Origin of the sequence: Affinundibacterium flavidum (assembly GCF_014284175.1) — a bacterium.
Lineage (GTDB): Bacteria > Pseudomonadota > Gammaproteobacteria > Burkholderiales > Burkholderiaceae_D > Undibacterium > Undibacterium flavidum.
In genome coordinates this window covers 212,104-228,196 of sequence record NZ_JACOGA010000006.1, presented here as the reverse complement: position 1 = coordinate 228,196, position 16,093 = coordinate 212,104, and the positions used below count along the sequence as shown (strand labels likewise).

Annotated in this window: 23 protein-coding genes; 21 read left to right on the top strand and 2 right to left on the bottom strand. The window is 46.4% G+C overall.

Annotated features, from left to right (window positions below; translation table 11 throughout):
• Nucleotides 1–254: 254 nt before the first annotated feature.
• From H8K55_RS08375 to H8K55_RS08335, 9 genes are all read left to right on the top strand, one after another.
• Nucleotides 255–560, top strand: coding sequence for an energy transducer TonB (locus H8K55_RS08375; protein ID WP_186941624.1), 306 nt, complete (start codon nucleotides 255–257; stop codon nucleotides 558–560).
• A 254-nt stretch (nucleotides 561–814) separates the two neighbouring features.
• The gene (locus H8K55_RS08370; RefSeq protein WP_186941623.1) at nucleotides 815–1,117 is read left to right on the top strand and encodes an antibiotic biosynthesis monooxygenase; all 303 of its coding nucleotides are present in this window, start codon (nucleotides 815–817) and stop codon (nucleotides 1,115–1,117) included.
• 119 nt (nucleotides 1,118–1,236) lie between these two features.
• Entirely contained in the window at nucleotides 1,237–1,500 is a 264-nt protein-coding gene (locus H8K55_RS08365) for a hypothetical protein (RefSeq protein ID WP_186941622.1), read from the top strand.
• A 111-nt stretch (nucleotides 1,501–1,611) separates the two neighbouring features.
• Entirely contained in the window at nucleotides 1,612–2,094 is a 483-nt protein-coding gene (locus H8K55_RS08360) for a YegJ family protein (RefSeq protein ID WP_186941621.1), read from the top strand.
• A 48-nt stretch (nucleotides 2,095–2,142) separates the two neighbouring features.
• Nucleotides 2,143–2,673, top strand: coding sequence for a hypothetical protein (locus H8K55_RS08355; RefSeq protein WP_186941620.1), 531 nt, complete (start codon nucleotides 2,143–2,145; stop codon nucleotides 2,671–2,673).
• Between the two features lie 117 nt (nucleotides 2,674–2,790).
• Nucleotides 2,791–3,174, top strand: coding sequence for a hypothetical protein (locus H8K55_RS08350; RefSeq protein ID WP_186941619.1), 384 nt, complete (start codon nucleotides 2,791–2,793; stop codon nucleotides 3,172–3,174).
• 101 nt (nucleotides 3,175–3,275) lie between these two features.
• Nucleotides 3,276–3,689 carry a hypothetical protein gene (locus tag H8K55_RS08345; protein ID WP_186941618.1) on the top strand — a complete coding sequence of 138 codons (414 nt, stop codon included), beginning with the start codon at nucleotides 3,276–3,278 and terminating at the stop codon, nucleotides 3,687–3,689.
• A 79-nt stretch (nucleotides 3,690–3,768) separates the two neighbouring features.
• Nucleotides 3,769–4,131 carry a hypothetical protein gene (locus tag H8K55_RS08340; RefSeq protein WP_186941617.1) on the top strand — a complete coding sequence of 121 codons (363 nt, stop codon included), beginning with the start codon at nucleotides 3,769–3,771 and terminating at the stop codon, nucleotides 4,129–4,131.
• Nucleotides 4,132–4,400: 269 nt separating this feature from the next.
• Complete coding sequence (locus H8K55_RS08335; protein WP_186941616.1) at nucleotides 4,401–5,066, top strand: ankyrin repeat domain-containing protein; 666 nt, start codon at nucleotides 4,401–4,403, stop codon at nucleotides 5,064–5,066.
• Nucleotides 5,067–5,144: 78 nt separating this feature from the next.
• On the opposite strand, the gene H8K55_RS08330 is transcribed toward H8K55_RS08335, so the two are convergent.
• Nucleotides 5,145–5,834 carry a Bax inhibitor-1/YccA family protein gene (locus tag H8K55_RS08330; protein WP_186941615.1) on the bottom strand — a complete coding sequence of 230 codons (690 nt, stop codon included), beginning with the start codon at nucleotides 5,832–5,834 and terminating at the stop codon, nucleotides 5,145–5,147.
• Nucleotides 5,835–6,336: 502 nt separating this feature from the next.
• Here H8K55_RS08330 and H8K55_RS08325 point away from each other — a divergent pair.
• The 10 genes from H8K55_RS08325 (at nucleotide 6,337) to H8K55_RS08280 (ending at nucleotide 12,214) form a co-directional block, all read left to right on the top strand.
• Nucleotides 6,337–6,774, top strand: coding sequence for a hypothetical protein (locus H8K55_RS08325; RefSeq protein WP_186941614.1), 438 nt, complete (start codon nucleotides 6,337–6,339; stop codon nucleotides 6,772–6,774).
• A gap of 140 nt (nucleotides 6,775–6,914) precedes the next feature.
• Nucleotides 6,915–7,259, top strand: coding sequence for a hypothetical protein (locus H8K55_RS08320; RefSeq protein ID WP_186941613.1), 345 nt, complete (start codon nucleotides 6,915–6,917; stop codon nucleotides 7,257–7,259).
• Nucleotides 7,260–7,604: 345 nt separating this feature from the next.
• Nucleotides 7,605–7,763 (top strand): hypothetical protein, encoded by a 159-nt coding sequence (locus H8K55_RS08315; RefSeq protein ID WP_186941612.1) that lies wholly within the window; start codon nucleotides 7,605–7,607, stop codon nucleotides 7,761–7,763.
• Between the two features lie 97 nt (nucleotides 7,764–7,860).
• Entirely contained in the window at nucleotides 7,861–8,232 is a 372-nt protein-coding gene (locus tag H8K55_RS08310) for a hypothetical protein (protein ID WP_186941611.1), read from the top strand.
• Nucleotides 8,233–8,324: 92 nt separating this feature from the next.
• Nucleotides 8,325–8,756 carry a DUF4265 domain-containing protein gene (locus tag H8K55_RS08305; protein ID WP_186941610.1) on the top strand — a complete coding sequence of 144 codons (432 nt, stop codon included), beginning with the start codon at nucleotides 8,325–8,327 and terminating at the stop codon, nucleotides 8,754–8,756.
• The gene (locus H8K55_RS08300; RefSeq protein WP_186941609.1) at nucleotides 8,753–9,142 is read left to right on the top strand and encodes a hypothetical protein; all 390 of its coding nucleotides are present in this window, start codon (nucleotides 8,753–8,755) and stop codon (nucleotides 9,140–9,142) included. Before H8K55_RS08305 ends, H8K55_RS08300 begins: the two co-directional genes overlap by 4 nt.
• A gap of 600 nt (nucleotides 9,143–9,742) precedes the next feature.
• A complete protein-coding gene (locus tag H8K55_RS08295; RefSeq protein ID WP_186941608.1) occupies nucleotides 9,743–10,198 on the top strand; it encodes a hypothetical protein in 456 nt (151 codons plus the stop codon).
• Nucleotides 10,199–10,664: 466 nt separating this feature from the next.
• Nucleotides 10,665–10,865 (top strand): hypothetical protein, encoded by a 201-nt coding sequence (locus H8K55_RS08290; protein ID WP_186941607.1) that lies wholly within the window; start codon nucleotides 10,665–10,667, stop codon nucleotides 10,863–10,865.
• A 268-nt stretch (nucleotides 10,866–11,133) separates the two neighbouring features.
• Nucleotides 11,134–11,496: an MAPEG family protein gene (locus H8K55_RS08285; protein ID WP_222612402.1), complete on the top strand. Its 363-nt coding sequence runs from the start codon at nucleotides 11,134–11,136 to the stop codon at nucleotides 11,494–11,496.
• Between the two features lie 97 nt (nucleotides 11,497–11,593).
• A complete protein-coding gene (locus tag H8K55_RS08280; RefSeq protein ID WP_186941605.1) occupies nucleotides 11,594–12,214 on the top strand; it encodes an HD domain-containing protein in 621 nt (206 codons plus the stop codon).
• 82 nt (nucleotides 12,215–12,296) lie between these two features.
• Here H8K55_RS08280 and H8K55_RS08275 read toward each other — a convergent pair whose 3' ends face one another.
• Nucleotides 12,297–13,055, bottom strand: a complete 759-nt coding sequence (locus H8K55_RS08275; RefSeq protein WP_186941604.1) for a substrate-binding periplasmic protein — start codon at nucleotides 13,053–13,055, stop codon at nucleotides 12,297–12,299.
• 378 nt (nucleotides 13,056–13,433) lie between these two features.
• Here H8K55_RS08275 and H8K55_RS08270 point away from each other — a divergent pair, with 378 nt between their 5' ends.
• Together H8K55_RS08270 and H8K55_RS08265 are read left to right on the top strand one after the other, a co-directional pair.
• Entirely contained in the window at nucleotides 13,434–13,895 is a 462-nt protein-coding gene (locus H8K55_RS08270; RefSeq protein WP_408057958.1) for a (2Fe-2S)-binding protein, read from the top strand.
• Entirely contained in the window at nucleotides 13,892–16,090 is a 2,199-nt protein-coding gene (locus H8K55_RS08265) for a xanthine dehydrogenase family protein molybdopterin-binding subunit (RefSeq protein WP_186941602.1), read from the top strand. Before H8K55_RS08270 ends, H8K55_RS08265 begins: the two co-directional genes overlap by 4 nt.
• Nucleotides 16,091–16,093: the final 3 nt, after the last annotated feature.

Sequence of the window (16,093 nt, the reverse complement as noted above, 5' to 3'; positions counted from 1 at the left end):
TGAACAAGTCGTTTCGATGAATTGAAATATAGCCAGCATCCATACAATCCGAGAGAGCAAATAGAATTGTTTTTTGTTTGACGTTCGGGTATCTTTCTATTTTGTAAAATTAAATCAAATTTAAGCGCAACTTCATGCATCTCACCAGAATTCTTCCCGGCATAACACTCTTACTTGTGGCAAACTTATTTGGCTGCACAGCGACAAAATCAACACTAGACCCTTACAGCCGACCTTACAGCTCAGAGAACATGATGCAAGAGCTTGAACTGAAGGGCTGCTCGCCCAAACCCATTAACAAGTCTCCGCGTTTGCTATTTGGAACACGCCCGCTATACCCAGTCGGCGAGAACTTGGTGGGGCGCACTGGCAGTGCAATACTTCGTTTCGAAGTCTCGACGGAAGGCGTAGTCAAACCTATCGGTGCTGAGGCGGAGAACAAGTGGTTTGCAGATCATGCCATCATCGCAATGCGCGATTGGAAGGCTAGTCCTGCCGAGCGCAATGGAACACCTGTTCCTGTGGTGTGTCGCCTGTTATTTGACTATTTAAGGTCGTAAGCACAATCACTTCGTAGGGCAATAACCACAAATAGATTGCGCCGTATGAAGTTTGATTATAGCGAACCATTGTTTTCTTTACTTCATTTAACCAACAAATCAATTACTTTACCGATAACCGAACGCTCATCGGACGGTGCATACACCTATGGCTATTTCGCCCCACTTACGGTACCCCACTGAACTTCCTTGACGCATCCAAATCACGTTATAGAATGCTTAGCATGATGGATCGTACCAAATCAGGAGGCAATATGAGTGCATATAACGTTGTTCGATTCAAAGTTAAACCAGGATTTGACGATGCTTTCATTGAGGAGCACCGGAAGATGAAAGCCGAATTCTCAGGCATGCGCAAATTCACTCTTATAAAAACCGGCGATCAGGCGTATTGCGTCATTGGCGAATGGGATGATATGGAAAGCCTCATTGGCGCCCGCCCGGGAATGATTGCACAGTTGGATCGATTGCGCGGGATGTTGGAAGATTTGGGTAATGGGCTTGGTGTCACCGATCCTGTTTCAGGTAACGCGGTTGTTGAGTTAATTGGACCCTGATCTGCAATCACTTCTTTGCCAGCCACACTTTCAAAATTCGATTTTTTTCAATCACCTGCTTTTCAGTTTCAGCGCATTGTGTGCAGTCCAGATCAGCTCAAGGATAGAAAACTGCAAACATGCTGCACGAACTTTGGGTCGAATCGTCTGGGCAAACATTTTGTCTCGCTGGTCTAAACGGTGCTGCTGCCCGCGCGCTTCTTGAGCCGGGTGCCCGTTGCGTTTGGACTGTCGATGCCGGCAGCCACTTTGAAGCGATGACCAAGTACGATGAATACATGGACTGGGGTATATACAAAACTGATTTCCCAGAAATAGATATACAACCATATTCGATGCGAGATGACATACTTCATACCAATGATAAGCAAGATGGAGCTTAGTCCCTGGCTCGGACTAATGCTAGTTCACAAAAGGTCGTGCCGCGATCTGTCCATTTAGTACAATGCGGCTTGTAGTTACATCGTATCCCTCAACTTAAGCTCTAGATTTCAATGAAAAGAATTATTTTCGCAGCAATTTTGCTAGCCTCTTATCCTTGTGCGGCGGCAGACAAGATTAACGACCGAACCGTGAAGGTCAGTGAACAAGACAAAAATATGAACCTTGCTATCGCCGAAGCTAAAAGAACCCTTGACGACTTCTTGGCGCTATCGAAGAAGCCGCCCGACGGTGCTTCCAACTTCAAATTGAAAGTAATGCTGTCGGATGACGGTGGCGTTGAACACTTGTGGTTTATTCCGTTCAAAGAAATCAAAGATGGCTTTGCCGGCGTTCTCGCAAATGATCCGCAAGTGGTTGGATCAGTGGTTGCGGGCAAGACTTACGCTTTTAAGCGCGAGCAAATTACCGACTGGGGTTACGAACTAAACGGAAAACAGATCGGCAGCTTTACCGTCTGCGCGCTGTTCAAAACAATGCCGAAAGCAGAAGTCGCACGCTACAAGAAAGACCATGGCTTCGTCTGTGAAAACTGACCAGTCGCTCCAGCCGATGTCCGTGGCTCGATTTCGAGTTTCGGCATCATGAGAAATTTCTTTGCGTTCCCACCGGGTTATAGTCAAATGAGGCTCTGGATCTACGCGGTGTTTTCTGCATTTTTTGCGTGTTTAACTGCGCCATGGTTGGGAACGGATGCAGGAATTCAGGATCCATCCAATCTAGCTTTTGCTACCGGTCAAGTCACTTGGATAGGGAACCACAAGTATGGTGTGAAATTCAAATTTTCAGAAGATCCTCGCACTTTCGACTATCCGTCGAAAGCTGGCAAAAGTGGAATGGTGTTGACCGCCCTTTCTGGTGCCTCCAAGCAATCAGTCACGGTTCGATTCAATCCCCAAGCTCACCGATCCTTGCTTGGTGATGGCGAGGTATTTGATGCTTGGGAAATCAAGGTGGGAGACAAGCTAATCCGGTCGTGGGCCGAAGCCGCGGATGAATGGAAATCAGACCATTCGTTAAGGCCATGGCTTGCATTTATGTTCGCCCTTATTGGCACTTACTTTGCCGCACATGCTTGGTTTCGACGAAGGTCAGATGCGCTCGAAAGAAGCTAGAACCACGCATGTATGCCGGAATAATTCGCAGTAAAACATTTCTAATCGCATATACTTAGTTTCTTCAATTTACTGATTGGTCAGCACGCCTTTCAATTTTACGGTTGCGGTCAAGACATGAATCTCACTCTCGTTGATAAGACACTATTTCTCCCTGTGGCATTTATTGGGTGTCTCATTTGTGCATTTCCTGTTCTTGTAATCATTCCTACTACCGAGATTCATACTGCGCTAACAGGCACCGTCAATTTATTTGTGGTAGATGGGATTCTTGCATGGCTGTTTATCGCTGGCTTTTTTGCCCTACTTACCTTAGGCCGCATTTTTTACATTTGGTTTCGTTTGCGGCCATTTCAAAAAATTCACGCCACTTATTTTGTGCTTTCATTTTTTCAAATAATTGCGTACATCATGGTAGTTATCGGACCAGCTAGCCGCTTAGATTTTTTTCTCAATAATGCGACGAGTTGTCGATGTGAACTTAATCGCCGCCTGAGTTAATGCCTAAATGGCACCATCTGAACCGCCAACGATGACGTCACGCTATTTTCAGCAATCAGCAACTCTTCGTTCAGCTCAACCCTAAACATCCAGAGCAAACTATGTCAGTCACCCGCATCTATGCAGATTTCAATGGCATCGTTTCAGGGATCAAGAACCCAGATCGCGATGCGGTCGTTCTCGACACATTCGGCTCACTTCGTGATCTATCAAATGCAGGTCTAGTTCTGAGCGAAGGCTTACCCCTTATCGCGGTCGATGAGTCTGACGAGCTTGAAGATCTCGAAGCTCATGGAACTGCTCAATATGATCCAGACCGCAAGTGGTGGATCATTGAATTTGACGAGCTTGGTATCCGTTATGTTCCGGCTAGAGATAGGTCGCCAGTCAATGAATTCTTGTGCGTCATATGTCGGCAAGCATTCCCAAATAGTGAAGCAATCAATTCCGATACATCTTGTTCGTCGTGTGGCACTAGCACGCTGGCCGCCTATGCACCACCAACGCATACATAGACGGCTGTCTAGCTTCGGGGTAGAACAGAATACGCTACATTCCCACGCCCTTTGATCTAAACATTAGGACTCGACACTTATGTTACAAATTGCAGCACTCCTTCTCACATCGGCCAGCGTCAGTCAGGTCGATTTCGCATGCCAACCATCTGAGAGCACCAAGAACGACTTGCGTACTGCCACAAAAATGGTTCAACGATTGCCTGAACTTGCCACATGGACAAAAGACAAATCTGTCTTTGATACTGGCAAGCGCACGCGCATCAATGGGAAGTGCTACGAAGCCATCTATGTCTACTCAATCATGGAATCGAAAGATCTACATTTGTCTTATGTGTTTGCCGTGAACATCTCAACCAACAATATCTTGTTCGTGGACATCGGCAAGCTTGAAGCCATGACACTTAAAGAATGGCGACTTCGACTAGCTCATGGCCACTAACTCGAGTATGACGCGAAAAGCAAAGAACGGTCTTAGCCAAACACGTTTCGTTCAGCATTCGGCTTCAAAGAATTACCAGTCAACTGAAACTAGTTATGTAAAGCGGGAGCAAATTCGTAAAGAGAAATTTGTTGCCTACGTCATTTGTTTTCCAACGATAGCGTCATAGAATTTCGCTACATTAATACGCGAGTATCAATAATCAAAATCAAGCACTACGGTTTTATTCACGATCAAACAAGGTACAAATTGCCGATAGGAGATAAGACGTGCAAAATATAAGCGATACGATTATCGATGACGATGCAGCTCGCTTAAGCCAGTTGCTCCGGGATGACCCTAGCTTAGCAAGTCAACGCTTTAATAGCGATCAGCTTTTTAATGAAAAAATCTTCCATTGGATTTATATCGGTGATACGCCTTTGCATCTAGCGGCGGCCGGTTACCGTGTGCATTTGATTCAGGCGCTTTTACGTGCAGGAGCAGATCCCAACGCTAGTAATCGCCGCGGCGGTACAGCTTTGCACTATGCATGCGATGGCTTTATCAGTGGGCCCGATTACGATGCGCAGCAACAAGTTATTACACTCAAATTACTCCTCGACGCAGGTGCGCACATCAATGCTCAAGATAAAAATGGCGCGAGCGCCCTGCACCGGGCAAGCAGAACCCGCTGTGCGGATGCCGTCAAATTTTTATTATCCGCAGGAGCGGATCCCTATCTGCGCAACACCTCTGGGTCTAGTGCCTTTCATCTGGCCGTTCAAACCACGGGACGTGGTGGATCGGGGAAGCCAGAAGCAAAAGAAGCACAACAACACATTATCGAAGCCTTTCTTCAACATGGCGTCAGTATCGAATTGCGCGATGGCAAATGCCAGACCGTTTTGGAATGTGCGCAAAGTGAATGGGTGCGGGAAATTTTGACGCGATAGCGTAATAGAAATTCAGCGATTTCAACGCATAAAAAAACGGCGAGCAAGCCCGCCGTCTTTTATGCTGCGATCCAAATATTAATCACGCCAAGAAGTCAGTAAGCGCAATACATACCAGAACATCAAAGCGACCGACGCGAACAATTCCAAGGCTGCACCCACATAACGTTCTTCATCGTAGTGATGAATGATGTTAGACGCATCATACAAAATCGCGCCACCGGCAAACGCGACCATGACGAAGCTAAAAAACATGCCTAGTTGAAATCCAAATAACACACTGGAAACAACGAGCACCAGAGCCAATAAACCGCCCCATTTCAAGACAGTTCCCAGAAAACTAAAGTCCTTGCGCGATGTGTAAGCAATCGCAATCAGAGCAACCGTAGCGATCAAGGTGATCACTGCTGCGTTGGTGATCACACCCGGTGCATAATTGTCAGCGATATACAGCAGTGGCACGAAGATAATAGCTTCCGCCAAGATAAAAGCGCCCAAGGCTGCATATTGCATAGCCTTACTTTCCACCGTGTGGGCAGCGCGTGAAGCTAACCAGCTAATCAACATAAACGCGCCCAAGATGGCGAGCCAAGGTAATTGGAAGATAGCGCGTGCAATTTTTTCCGAAAAACCTGTGGAAAAAAACAGCATTTCAATCGCGGTGAAAGCGACGATAGAGCCGCCTAGATGATTAAAAGTTTTAGCGATAAATTTTTCGCGAGAAGGGCCATACGTATTCGGGCCATTGACTTGTGCTTCGAGTTCCATGCTTTTCCTTTATGAAAGTCTGAAAAAATATTGATGCAAACGCTGACGGGTGTTGTGTACTTCATCGAACAAGCGAAATTAGTCGACGACACATTCAAACGCTATTACAACCATATTTAAAACAAAAATGATTTCAAATTAAATACCGCGAGTCATACTAAACGCTGTTTATTATTTGATCAACAAAAGCGTGTGAAATGTGGCTTCTTGGGTCAAAAAAACAAATTTTCAGATTGCGGGAGAACTGACAAGGCTGGCAGGTCAGTCAATATTGTTTTCTTGACTCAATGATCTCGCTTGATAGAATGGCTATCTTTATTGGCGACGCTTTTCATAGTTATTTTATTCCTGCGGAAAATTACAGGGATTAACGAAGCGCTAGTATTTATGGGCTTGAAGGGAAACAGATGAAAGATGTTATGCGTCACGTTGAATTATTAGGCGACATTGTGTCGCACGACTAAAACCTTAAACCTTTCACTTCAAACAATATGGGTAACTTATGTCCAAATGGTTAAAGATCCTATGCCTCACTCTTTTTACAGTGACATTCTTCGCAATTACTTTAGTTGTATATATCAGCGAGAACGACCTTAAAAAATTTGGGAAAAGAGCTGCTGTTGATCCAATTAAAGATTTCGTTGAAGAAACAAGAACTTCGACTAAATTTTTTTCTAAAATCGTTTCAAAAAGTCAATGGGCTACTATGACTTACAATGACGGCATCAAAAAAGTTACGTTTAAAAGAGAAATAACAGGCGATGTTCTGAATAAATTTAGAAATGGTGAACAAGTATTCGTTTTGTATATTCCAAATGATTACAACACAGAGCAATTCGAAGGATATTCGTCCGAAATTACATTTCCATTTATCGCGTTCTTAATTTCGTGCGGAGTCTTGATATTTGTTATAAAGAGAAAAGAAGTGAAATCGATATGATTGTTCAGGTATTTGCAACAAAGCGAAGCTTAATTCGGTTTTTACAGCGAAATTGTATTTCGAAAGTCATCTTGAGTATGGCGTTTAAGTTGACATTCGACACCGACGCTTTGCGCCAGTCAATTCGGCGTTAAATATCTATGGCACTGACTAAAAAAGATTGCGAAAAGATGCTTGCGAACATGCCTGCATCAGAGCAGTCGGTTTTTCTTGCTCAGCTGGGACATTTTCTGACCGTTGTCGCGAGAGAGGCGTATGAGTTTCAAGGCTCTGGTGTCACGAATCCGCGTTTGCTTCGAGATTTAAACGAAATTCACCATCGTATATATTCTCAGATCAGGAGCCTCACATTGGGCAGTGAACAATCTTTTCCGCCTGAGGCGTTAGCATCTTGGCTTAGTGCAGAAGGAAAATCCAAAGAGCTTCAAGATGTTTGTTTGAATGCTTTTGAGAGTTGTATGCCGAATGCTAACCATTCCATTTAGCGCGACATCGACTCCGACATTTCGCACCGAGCACTTTTAACGTTAGAAATTTCATCCTATGACTAACGCTGCAGAACTTCCCTATGAACTCCACACAGGTCGCGAGCTGGAACTGATGCTGCGTGGAACCACGTCACTTACGATGAATATCCTGCTGAACCGTGTGAAGAGATCATTCTTGAGCAAGCGTTCGCACCGTTCGTTACTAGTGGAGTCATTGAAAAACTAGAGTATGTGCAGTTGCTGACTAAGCCACCGCATGCGGGCTACGAGCATGTCAAAGGTATTAGGAACGTCCTTTATGCACTGCCTTCAGAAACATGGCGTATTGACACCTACATCGATATGCAACTGCGACTGGCTCAAGCGGGTTGGAATCTCAAACTCGAACGTCTGCAAGGCAGTCTCCTTGGCTACGAAGACTGGCAAACAGAGATTCATCTGAAAATATGGCGATCACGGGCGAATGCACACCAGTTCCCGTGGCTGTTCGACGACGAGTAAGCTGCGGAAACAAAACCATGACATCCCACCATTCCATCGAGAGAATATCACCCGGCAAGTGTGGTACCTCCTCTAATCTTAGATCCTAGTACAATCCATGTATCAAACTATTGACCGACTAGCCTCGCCCAAAGACGCGCCACTTTACTTGTGGTTCGAGCCTTGGGCAGAGGGATTAGCTTTTCCTGCTGGTATGACGATTGAATTGCACGCACAATCGGAAATTGAAGGCAGGCTTGAAATTGACGAAACGTCTGAGCGCACTGCCGTATATGGTTGGGCTGGAAGTACGTTAAAGCTTATCGTGAATGGTGAAGAGGTAGCTAGGTTCGACCAGGCAGTGCCTGAGAAGCTGTCGCAACTTTCAACAAAAGACTCGATCCAATTGCTTTTTGGTTCTCCACCAATTCCCAATGCGAGAGAACGGGCTAAATGGAAGAAGAAGCCTTGGTGGAAAATATGGGACTAATACAGACCGATATGAACTAACTCCTTAACTTTGTAAGCGACCCGGATGCTACGCGCCTGCCAATTCAGCATTAAATTTCAATAAATCGCGACATGGAAAAAATACTATTTGGTCTTGATATCGAGAACGATTGGCCACCGGTAGAAACGGAGGGCGTTTGGTGTGAACGCCTAGATGGAAACTATCGACTGGAAAATACTCCTTTTTTTATTGAGGGACTTGCTTTCGGCGATATATTTTCTGCTGTACCGGATGTTGTTAATGGCCAGATTTTCGAATTTGATGTAATCGAAGAATCAGGACATTCTGTAGTCTGGATGCTGAACAATGATCGTTTGGATATCACCAAATTCAGTGAAGAAATTGAATCTCTCAATTGCAGAATTGAAGGACTACCAAATTTTTCACATTATTCCATCGATGTTCCTCCAACAATTAATTTGGAAGCGTTTGATATGATCATCAGTCATTGGGAAGCACAGGGACTACATTTCGCTTACCCAACTTGGAGAATAGAGGAATGACGAAAATCATCATTGCAATTCTTGTGGTTCTACTAGTGGCAACGAACACATTTTGGTTGTATCGCCAGTTCAACGATCATGCCACTGATGCTTTTCAGAGTCAGCAAGGTTACGAAAGCGCGAACCGTCAGGTTGCCGCTACTGTAATCGCATCTGACGCAATTAGAGGCAAGACAAAAGAAGAAGCGCTGACACTACTGAAGCGACTCTTCCCTGATGAAATGGCATTTGAAAAGGAAGGCGCGCTTCATACAAGGTGGCTCACCTTTCCCCTAACGCCAGAGGGAAGAGTATCAGGGGTCGCCGCGGATCCGCTGGCTGTAGCGCAGTCTGAATCACAAGTTCATGGCACGGTTGGAAATGAAGTGTTTTGGCCGAAAAAATAAATGGTGATTGAGGTTTTCCGTCTAGATATTTTTTATGGCCGTGATTCGATCAGCTCGACGCATTGCATTTTGCCACGAGTGATAGCGGACATCTCTCTATGAAAACCAATTCTTCCTCCCTAGGCTCTTCAATTATTGACGCCCTCGCCAAACGCCCGTCAAGGTTGGAGGAAATCAGGGAAGTCGCTGCTGTGCGTAATCAAGCACTGCGGCGAAGTGGAAGATTTTCCTATGATTCAGTGACTAGTCGCTGGCAAGTTCGGCCTAAAAAACTCTAATTTACCTTCCTCCTCCAACGCAACAAACCTTCTCTGATGTGACATAGCATGACCGTCAATATTGTTTTCTTGACTCAATGATCGCGCTTGATAGAATGGCTATCTTTATTGGCGACGCTTTTCATAGTTATTTTATTGCCGCCGAAAATTACAGGGATTAACGAAGCGCTAGTATTCATGGGGGCTTGAAGGGAATTGTATGAAAAGCGTTATGCGTCACGTTCCTAATGATTATGCAATTACCTAACATGACATTCGAGTTCGCTCCACTTCGTTCCACCGGACGCGCAAGCGCGTGCCGCTCACCGTTGCGTTAATCATCATGAAAATTACAGTTTTCTTAGTCGGTATGGCGCTGCTATATTCAGCAGATGTATTTGCACAATCAAAGCTCGAGTATCTTGAATGCCAAAGTGATAGATTGAATTTGACTCAGCCAACAAACGCAGAGCAGAAAGCAAAGCGAGGCAATTTAAAGCGTTCGCCAAACTTATTTGTCGATGAATTTCTCTGGCAAGAGCGGCAAAAGGAACTAAAAGCGAATGATTGGCCTGTCCCTTTAAACAAAAAACCGTATGAGGTAACTTGGGAAGAGGCGAAAAAATTAATTCTTCGTGGTGTGGTTACACATATCGCGCAAAATCACGATCGATCTGTATATTTGATTACGAATCGCGGTTCGCACTTTGTGACGAAACAACCGACAATCGATAACATTTATGTAGTTGTAAGCTCGGTCGATCCTTGTCACCTCTATATTCATGTATTAACGGAGTAGCAAGAAACGAAATGATTAACTCAACAATCGACAAGGACGTAAATTTGCGCCTTTCATTTCAGCGTTACGCATCAATAACATCAAGTTCACATCGAACAGAGTTCCAAATTGGACATTCAAGAGAAAACTCAAAATACATCAAAATCAATAACTACTAGCTTAGTGATAGTTAGTCTATTGGCGTGCTTATTGTGCATTACTCTTTTCACTATCGGAACTATGAATCCTGATGGTGTTCTACATCAAATAATGTCCTATTGGTTTGGTCCATATATCATTATCGCAGTTTGTTTTCCGATAATTTTTTTTACAGCTGCATTATTAGGTTTTGATATGAAATTAAAGAACAAGGCATCGCAAAAGTAATGCATGACAGCTTATTTGAAAATGGCGCGCGCATTTCAATTCAGGGTCGATGCTACGTAAAGCCCACTCCTCAACCACAATGCTTAACAGGTGATAATCCATGAGTTCACGCCGCGAATCTCTTCGAGTTGTCTTTGTCCTAGCCACCTTTGGTCTGCTAGGCCTTTGCAGCATGCTCACCCGCCCGACCCTCGCCACCATTCGAGTGGTGGATTTCATCCATCTGATCGGCACAGGCATGTGTCTTGGCGGCGCCATCGTGGCACTTGCTTGGGCACGTTCGCGGTCATCAGAGATGTGATCGGCGCTGTCCTTTGCACGTCGGTCGGGCTTTTCAAGCTGACACAGTTTACCCAAATCTTGCACAACAAGATGATCCATCAACAACACCGCTTTGGCATGCAGAAAATGATTTTGAGTTATTTGTGATTGCAGATATTCTTCGGGAATATGGTGCAGTGGAAATTGACTAATCGCTGCCCACGTAGACTAGGCTGTACGACAAAACTAAATCATAATTACCCTTCACCCCAATCAAAAAAACCATGCACCATCCACTTATCTTACCAATGGCAACCCACGTCCTACTCTCAGCATTCCTCTACGTATTGCTGACCGTCGCGCGGGCGCCTAAGATTTGGGGGATAGGAAAGCGCGCGGATGGTTCTAATCCGTGGGCGGCGTTTGAGCCGCGCATCAGTGCGAATTTGTCGAATCAGTTTGAATGGCCGCTGTTCTTTCATATTGCTTGTTTGTTGTTCATCGTAAGCGGGTCTGGCGATCCCAAAGTAGTCACCCTATCGTGGGTGTTTATTCTCGGACGCGTAGTGCATAGTCTGGTGCAGATCCTCAGCAACAACGTCCGTGTGCGCGGGCTGGTGTTCACCATCAATTTTCTGGCTGTGATAGCACTTTGGGCTATGATGCTTTGAGGCTATCAGGCTGTGAACCTTAGACTACGCAGTATCAGCAAGGGCACGCGATGAAAAATAACTACAGTAAAAGCCACACCAAAGGAATCATCTGCTCATGCCTCACGACCGCACAGATCTCTTTACACTATCCTGGCAACGCGCCTGGACACATCTTCGTTTATCCGCGCCCGATGCTGTTTTTGCACAGCTTGTCGCGGCCTATGATGAAGCACATCGGCACTATCATACGGCGCAGCATTTGCATGAATGTTTGATGCATTTTTCTGAGGTTGTGCATCTTGCCGCACACCCCGGCGAAGTCGAGCTTGCCTTGTGGTTTCATGATGCGGTGTATGCGTTGAAGGCACATGATAACGAGAGTCGCAGTGCTGCTTGGGCGCAGGACGTATTGCAGCAAGCTGGTGCGACTTTAGCGCAGCAGCAACGCGTCAAAGAATTGATCATGGCGACTTGCCATAATGCGGTGCCGATAGACGCAGATCAACAGCTGTTGGTGGACATTGATTTAGCGATATTGGGCGCAAGTCCAGCACGCTTTGCTGAATATGATAGGCAAGTAGGTGCAGAATATAGCTGGGTTCCGGGGCTTATTTATCGCATGAAGCGCAAGGCGGTGTTGCGCGGTTTTGTGGATAGAGAGCAGATTTACAGCACGGCGCATTTTCATCAGCGACTCGAAAATCAGGCGCGAATTAATCTCGCGACCTGCACATAAACATAGTCATAGCTAAGCTTATCGAAACTAGCTAGAGGCCTATTTGGCGAAGGCTAACTCACGACCTAACACGTCAGCGTCGCTACTTCTTATCCGCATCGGCCTTCCAGGTCTTACTAATTCTGTGCAATGACTTGTCTTTGACCATACTGGCAAAAGCAGCTTCAACGCGGCGAATAAAATCCGGCGGTGTACTTTTACCGAACGCAAAATAAAGCGCCGTATCGCGCGGGACTTGAACGGTTTTTTCAATCTCTGCCATGCTGAGCTCGCAGCCATTGGCAAAATTTTCCACACCATCAGGATCAAACGGAATGAGATCGACCCGCCCCATTTTAAATTTCCGGCAATTGGATTGCATAGATGGTGCCGTATCGACTTTGATACCCAGTCGCGCAAATACGGGAATACTGGCATTGTTAGCTTCATCGCCGACCAGATACTGACGCACATCTTCCAAGCTGCGCACTTTAATATCGGTGCGTCGTTTCAACTTGTACAGCCATTCTTCACTATGTGTGATGGGGCCTATCCAGTAGTAATTTTTCTCACGCGCGGGTGTCTTGGCCACGGTAAAGATCATCACCGATGCTTGGGTCTGCGCACTGTGCAAAGCACGTGTCCACGGCAACACTTCAATCTCTAATTGCATACCTAGACGTGCCGCAAGCTCTTCTGCCACATCAACGCTCAAGCCTTGCACGCGCTGGTCTTTGACAAAATTATAGGGAAAATTAATGTCACCTGTTACCACTTTTAAGACTGGTTCCGACGCAGCAAAACCATACTGCATAGACATCAGCAGTAAAGAAAAGCATGCGAACAAAACCTGTTTTAACAATTGGACTCCAGAATTGATTAAATCTGTTTATGCGGAGAGAAACCGCACTTTTTGAAAGAACAAGTTGTAATAGTACATTGTATAGTCAAGTAAATCTCTCCGCTGCTCAGTGGCAAGATATTTTAAGTTTAGATACAGAGTTTCTCAATGTATTGCAATCCATACTCGGCAATATGAACACTTTTGATCGATGACTTCACCATTCAGCACTCAGCACTGCCGGTGATAGTCATAGTCATAGTCATAACCACACAAACATTCAACAAAAAATATTCAGATAAGCAAAACTAATTTGAACTACAAAAAGTCTCATTTGTCAGTACTCAGGTACGCCTCATACAATTTGGCTCAGACAAAAGAACGGGAGACTATATGCGCATCCGCTTGTTGGTGAATGATGAAACCAAGAATATCGAAGTCAACAACAGCAAGCCCTTGTTATGGGTGCTGCGTGAAAACCTTGGTTTGACTGGGACGAAATTTGGATGTGGGATAGGAATGTGCGGTGCCTGCACTGTGCATGTTGATGGCCTCGCTGTACGCAGTTGCGTTTTGCCCGCGGCTTCGGTCGGCGCTGCACACATCCACACGATAGAAAACCCCGCCTCAGATCTACTCCGTCAGCTACAGCAGGCATGGATCGCTGAGCAAGTACCGCAATGTGGATATTGCCAATCGGGGATGTTGATGGCAGCTAGTGCCCTACTCGCCAAAAATCCCACACCGAACGATAGCGAGATCGATCAAGCAATGACTAATCTCTGTCGCTGCGGCACTTATGTGCGTATCCGACGCGCCATCAAAACCGTGAGCGCGACGCTCAGCGGAGGTGCACAATGAAGCGCCGCGACTTCTTGCGCCATCTTGGCAACACCGGATTATTGATCGCTATTCCGTTTGCGCATACCAAGTCCGCTGCCGCCACTCTTAAGCCTATAGCAAAGCTCACGGCGGATACTCAAACAGGCGATGCGACTTTAGGTTGGGTTCGTATTGCTACCGACAATTCGGTCACGATATTTTCAAATACCAGTGAAATAGGTCAAGGCACAGGAACCTCGCTGGCGCAAATACTTGCCGATGAATTGGATCTCGATTGGCGAAACGTGCAACTGCAGATGGCACCGCTAGAGATGCGTTTTTTTAATGCCAAGCTCGAAGAATATGGGACCTATGGCAGTAGTGGCGTCGCCAAGCAATTTATCGCGCTACGCCAAGCAGGTGCCCTCGCGCGTGCAAAACTATTGGCCGTCGCGAGTACAGTTTGGTCAACGCCCATCTCACATTGCACAACAAAGAATGGTACGGTCATCCATCTGCAAACTGGCGCAACACTTAGCTATGGCGAGCTCGCATTAGCCGCCTCCACCATAGCAGTAAGCGAGCCCGTACCGCAAAAATCCAAAAGCGATTGGCGTTGTATAGGCAAACCCATGCCCAGGTTAGACCTGCCAGCCAAGGTCAATGGTACTGCCATCTATGGAATTGATGTACAAGTGCCTGACATGCTAGTCGCAACGCTACGCCACAGCCCGAAGTTCGGCGCCAACCTGCGCAAAGTTGATACGAAACCAGCGCTCAAAATCGACGGCGTTAAGCAAGTGATCGAATTAGCGAACGCGGTCGCAGTACTCGCCGATAGCTATTGGAGCGCGAAACGTGGCGTTGATAGTTTACAGCCGGTTTGGAATGATAAAGCTGCGAGCAAGCATTCTTCGGCAAGCTACCGCGCCTTATTGCAAAAAACCTTGACCCAAGCTGGCCCCTTATTTGTAGCGAAAGGGAAAACACAACAAGAAGTGGAAACGCACCGCGCGCGGGTTCAAACAGGCGCATCCAAGTTCGTCGATGCCGTCTATCATTTCCCCTTTTTGGCGCATGCCACCATGGAGCCTATGACCGCCACAGCGCATGTTACAGAGACACATGCCGAGCTTTGGTTACCGACGCAAACGCAATCGGCAACCCGCGATTATCTGGCAAATGCACTCGGTTTAGCTATCGAGCAAATCACCATTCATACGACTTTCGCGGGCGGCGGGTTTGGCCGACGCGAGGAGTTTGATTTTGCCCTACAGGCTGCGACCTTATCCCGCATCAGTGGCAAGCCGGTAAAACTCATCTGGAGTCGTGAAGAAGATATACAACACGACTATTACCGACCAGCGTCTGCCATCAAAATCCGTGCCGCACTGAATCAACATGGCATGCCGCTGTCACTGCAGACCCATATCGCCTGCGAGTCTTTGTTGACCTACTCGCGCATGGGGCTATACAAACAAGAAGCGATTCCAATCGACACCACCGCTATCGGTCGTCAACCGGATTACTATCAAATCGACTCTATCACTACCCATGTCAGCACGGTGGATATTGGCGTACCTGTCGGGTTTTGGCGCTCGGTCTCGGCGTCGCAAAACGTTTTCGCCTATGAACGCTTTATCGACTCACTCGCGCGTCAAACGCAGCTAGATGGCTTGCAATATCGCTTGCGCTTAGTCAAAGAAAATAGTCGCGAGAAAAAAGTGTTAGAAGCCATCGCTACAGCGACCGACTGGCATCGCCCCGTAACCTCAGGACAACATCGTGGTATTGCCATGTCCGTTGCTAATGGCAGCGTGATCGCGCACGTAGTTGAACTCAGCCTCAACGAGAAGAAGCAAATACGTCTGCACCAAATTACCTGCGTCATCGATTGCGGTATTGCGGTCAATCCCAACAGCGTCGCAGCGCAAGTGGAAGGCGGCATCGTCTTCGCGCTCTCCGCCTGCTTCTATGGCGAAATATCACTGCAAGACGGTGCGGTTCAACAATCAAATTTCCACGATTACCGCTTATTGACGCTGGCTGAAACGCCTGCGATCAAAGTCATCATCCTAGAAAATAGTGAACAACCTGGCGGCGTCGGCGAAGAAGCCGTGGGACCACTAGCACCCGCGGTAGTCAACGCCATCATGGCAGCAAACTCAGACAATATTTGCTCTTTACCGTTGAATAAATTAGGCTATGATTTGTTACCAAGCCGCCTAGTCTAGGCA

Coding starts and splice junctions, on each gene's coding strand:
- H8K55_RS08375 (WP_186941624.1), top strand. CDS start 255: ATGCAAGAGCTTGAACTGAAGGGCTGCTCGCCCAAACCCATTAACAAG.
- H8K55_RS08370 (WP_186941623.1), top strand. CDS start 815: ATGAGTGCATATAACGTTGTTCGATTCAAAGTTAAACCAGGATTTGAC.
- H8K55_RS08365 (WP_186941622.1), top strand. CDS start 1,237: ATGCTGCACGAACTTTGGGTCGAATCGTCTGGGCAAACATTTTGTCTC.
- H8K55_RS08360 (WP_186941621.1), top strand. CDS start 1,612: ATGAAAAGAATTATTTTCGCAGCAATTTTGCTAGCCTCTTATCCTTGT.
- H8K55_RS08355 (WP_186941620.1), top strand. CDS start 2,143: ATGAGAAATTTCTTTGCGTTCCCACCGGGTTATAGTCAAATGAGGCTC.
- H8K55_RS08350 (WP_186941619.1), top strand. CDS start 2,791: ATGAATCTCACTCTCGTTGATAAGACACTATTTCTCCCTGTGGCATTT.
- H8K55_RS08345 (WP_186941618.1), top strand. CDS start 3,276: ATGTCAGTCACCCGCATCTATGCAGATTTCAATGGCATCGTTTCAGGG.
- H8K55_RS08340 (WP_186941617.1), top strand. CDS start 3,769: ATGTTACAAATTGCAGCACTCCTTCTCACATCGGCCAGCGTCAGTCAG.
- H8K55_RS08330 (WP_186941615.1), bottom strand. CDS start 5,834: ATGGAACTCGAAGCACAAGTCAATGGCCCGAATACGTATGGCCCTTCT.
- H8K55_RS08325 (WP_186941614.1), top strand. CDS start 6,337: ATGTCCAAATGGTTAAAGATCCTATGCCTCACTCTTTTTACAGTGACA.
- H8K55_RS08320 (WP_186941613.1), top strand. CDS start 6,915: ATGGCACTGACTAAAAAAGATTGCGAAAAGATGCTTGCGAACATGCCT.
- H8K55_RS08315 (WP_186941612.1), top strand. CDS start 7,605: ATGCAACTGCGACTGGCTCAAGCGGGTTGGAATCTCAAACTCGAACGT.
- H8K55_RS08310 (WP_186941611.1), top strand. CDS start 7,861: ATGTATCAAACTATTGACCGACTAGCCTCGCCCAAAGACGCGCCACTT.
- H8K55_RS08305 (WP_186941610.1), top strand. CDS start 8,325: ATGGAAAAAATACTATTTGGTCTTGATATCGAGAACGATTGGCCACCG.
- H8K55_RS08300 (WP_186941609.1), top strand. CDS start 8,753: ATGACGAAAATCATCATTGCAATTCTTGTGGTTCTACTAGTGGCAACG.
- H8K55_RS08295 (WP_186941608.1), top strand. CDS start 9,743: ATGAAAATTACAGTTTTCTTAGTCGGTATGGCGCTGCTATATTCAGCA.
- H8K55_RS08290 (WP_186941607.1), top strand. CDS start 10,665: ATGAGTTCACGCCGCGAATCTCTTCGAGTTGTCTTTGTCCTAGCCACC.
- H8K55_RS08285 (WP_222612402.1), top strand. CDS start 11,134: ATGGCAACCCACGTCCTACTCTCAGCATTCCTCTACGTATTGCTGACC.
- H8K55_RS08280 (WP_186941605.1), top strand. CDS start 11,594: ATGCCTCACGACCGCACAGATCTCTTTACACTATCCTGGCAACGCGCC.
- H8K55_RS08265 (WP_186941602.1), top strand. CDS start 13,892: ATGAAGCGCCGCGACTTCTTGCGCCATCTTGGCAACACCGGATTATTG.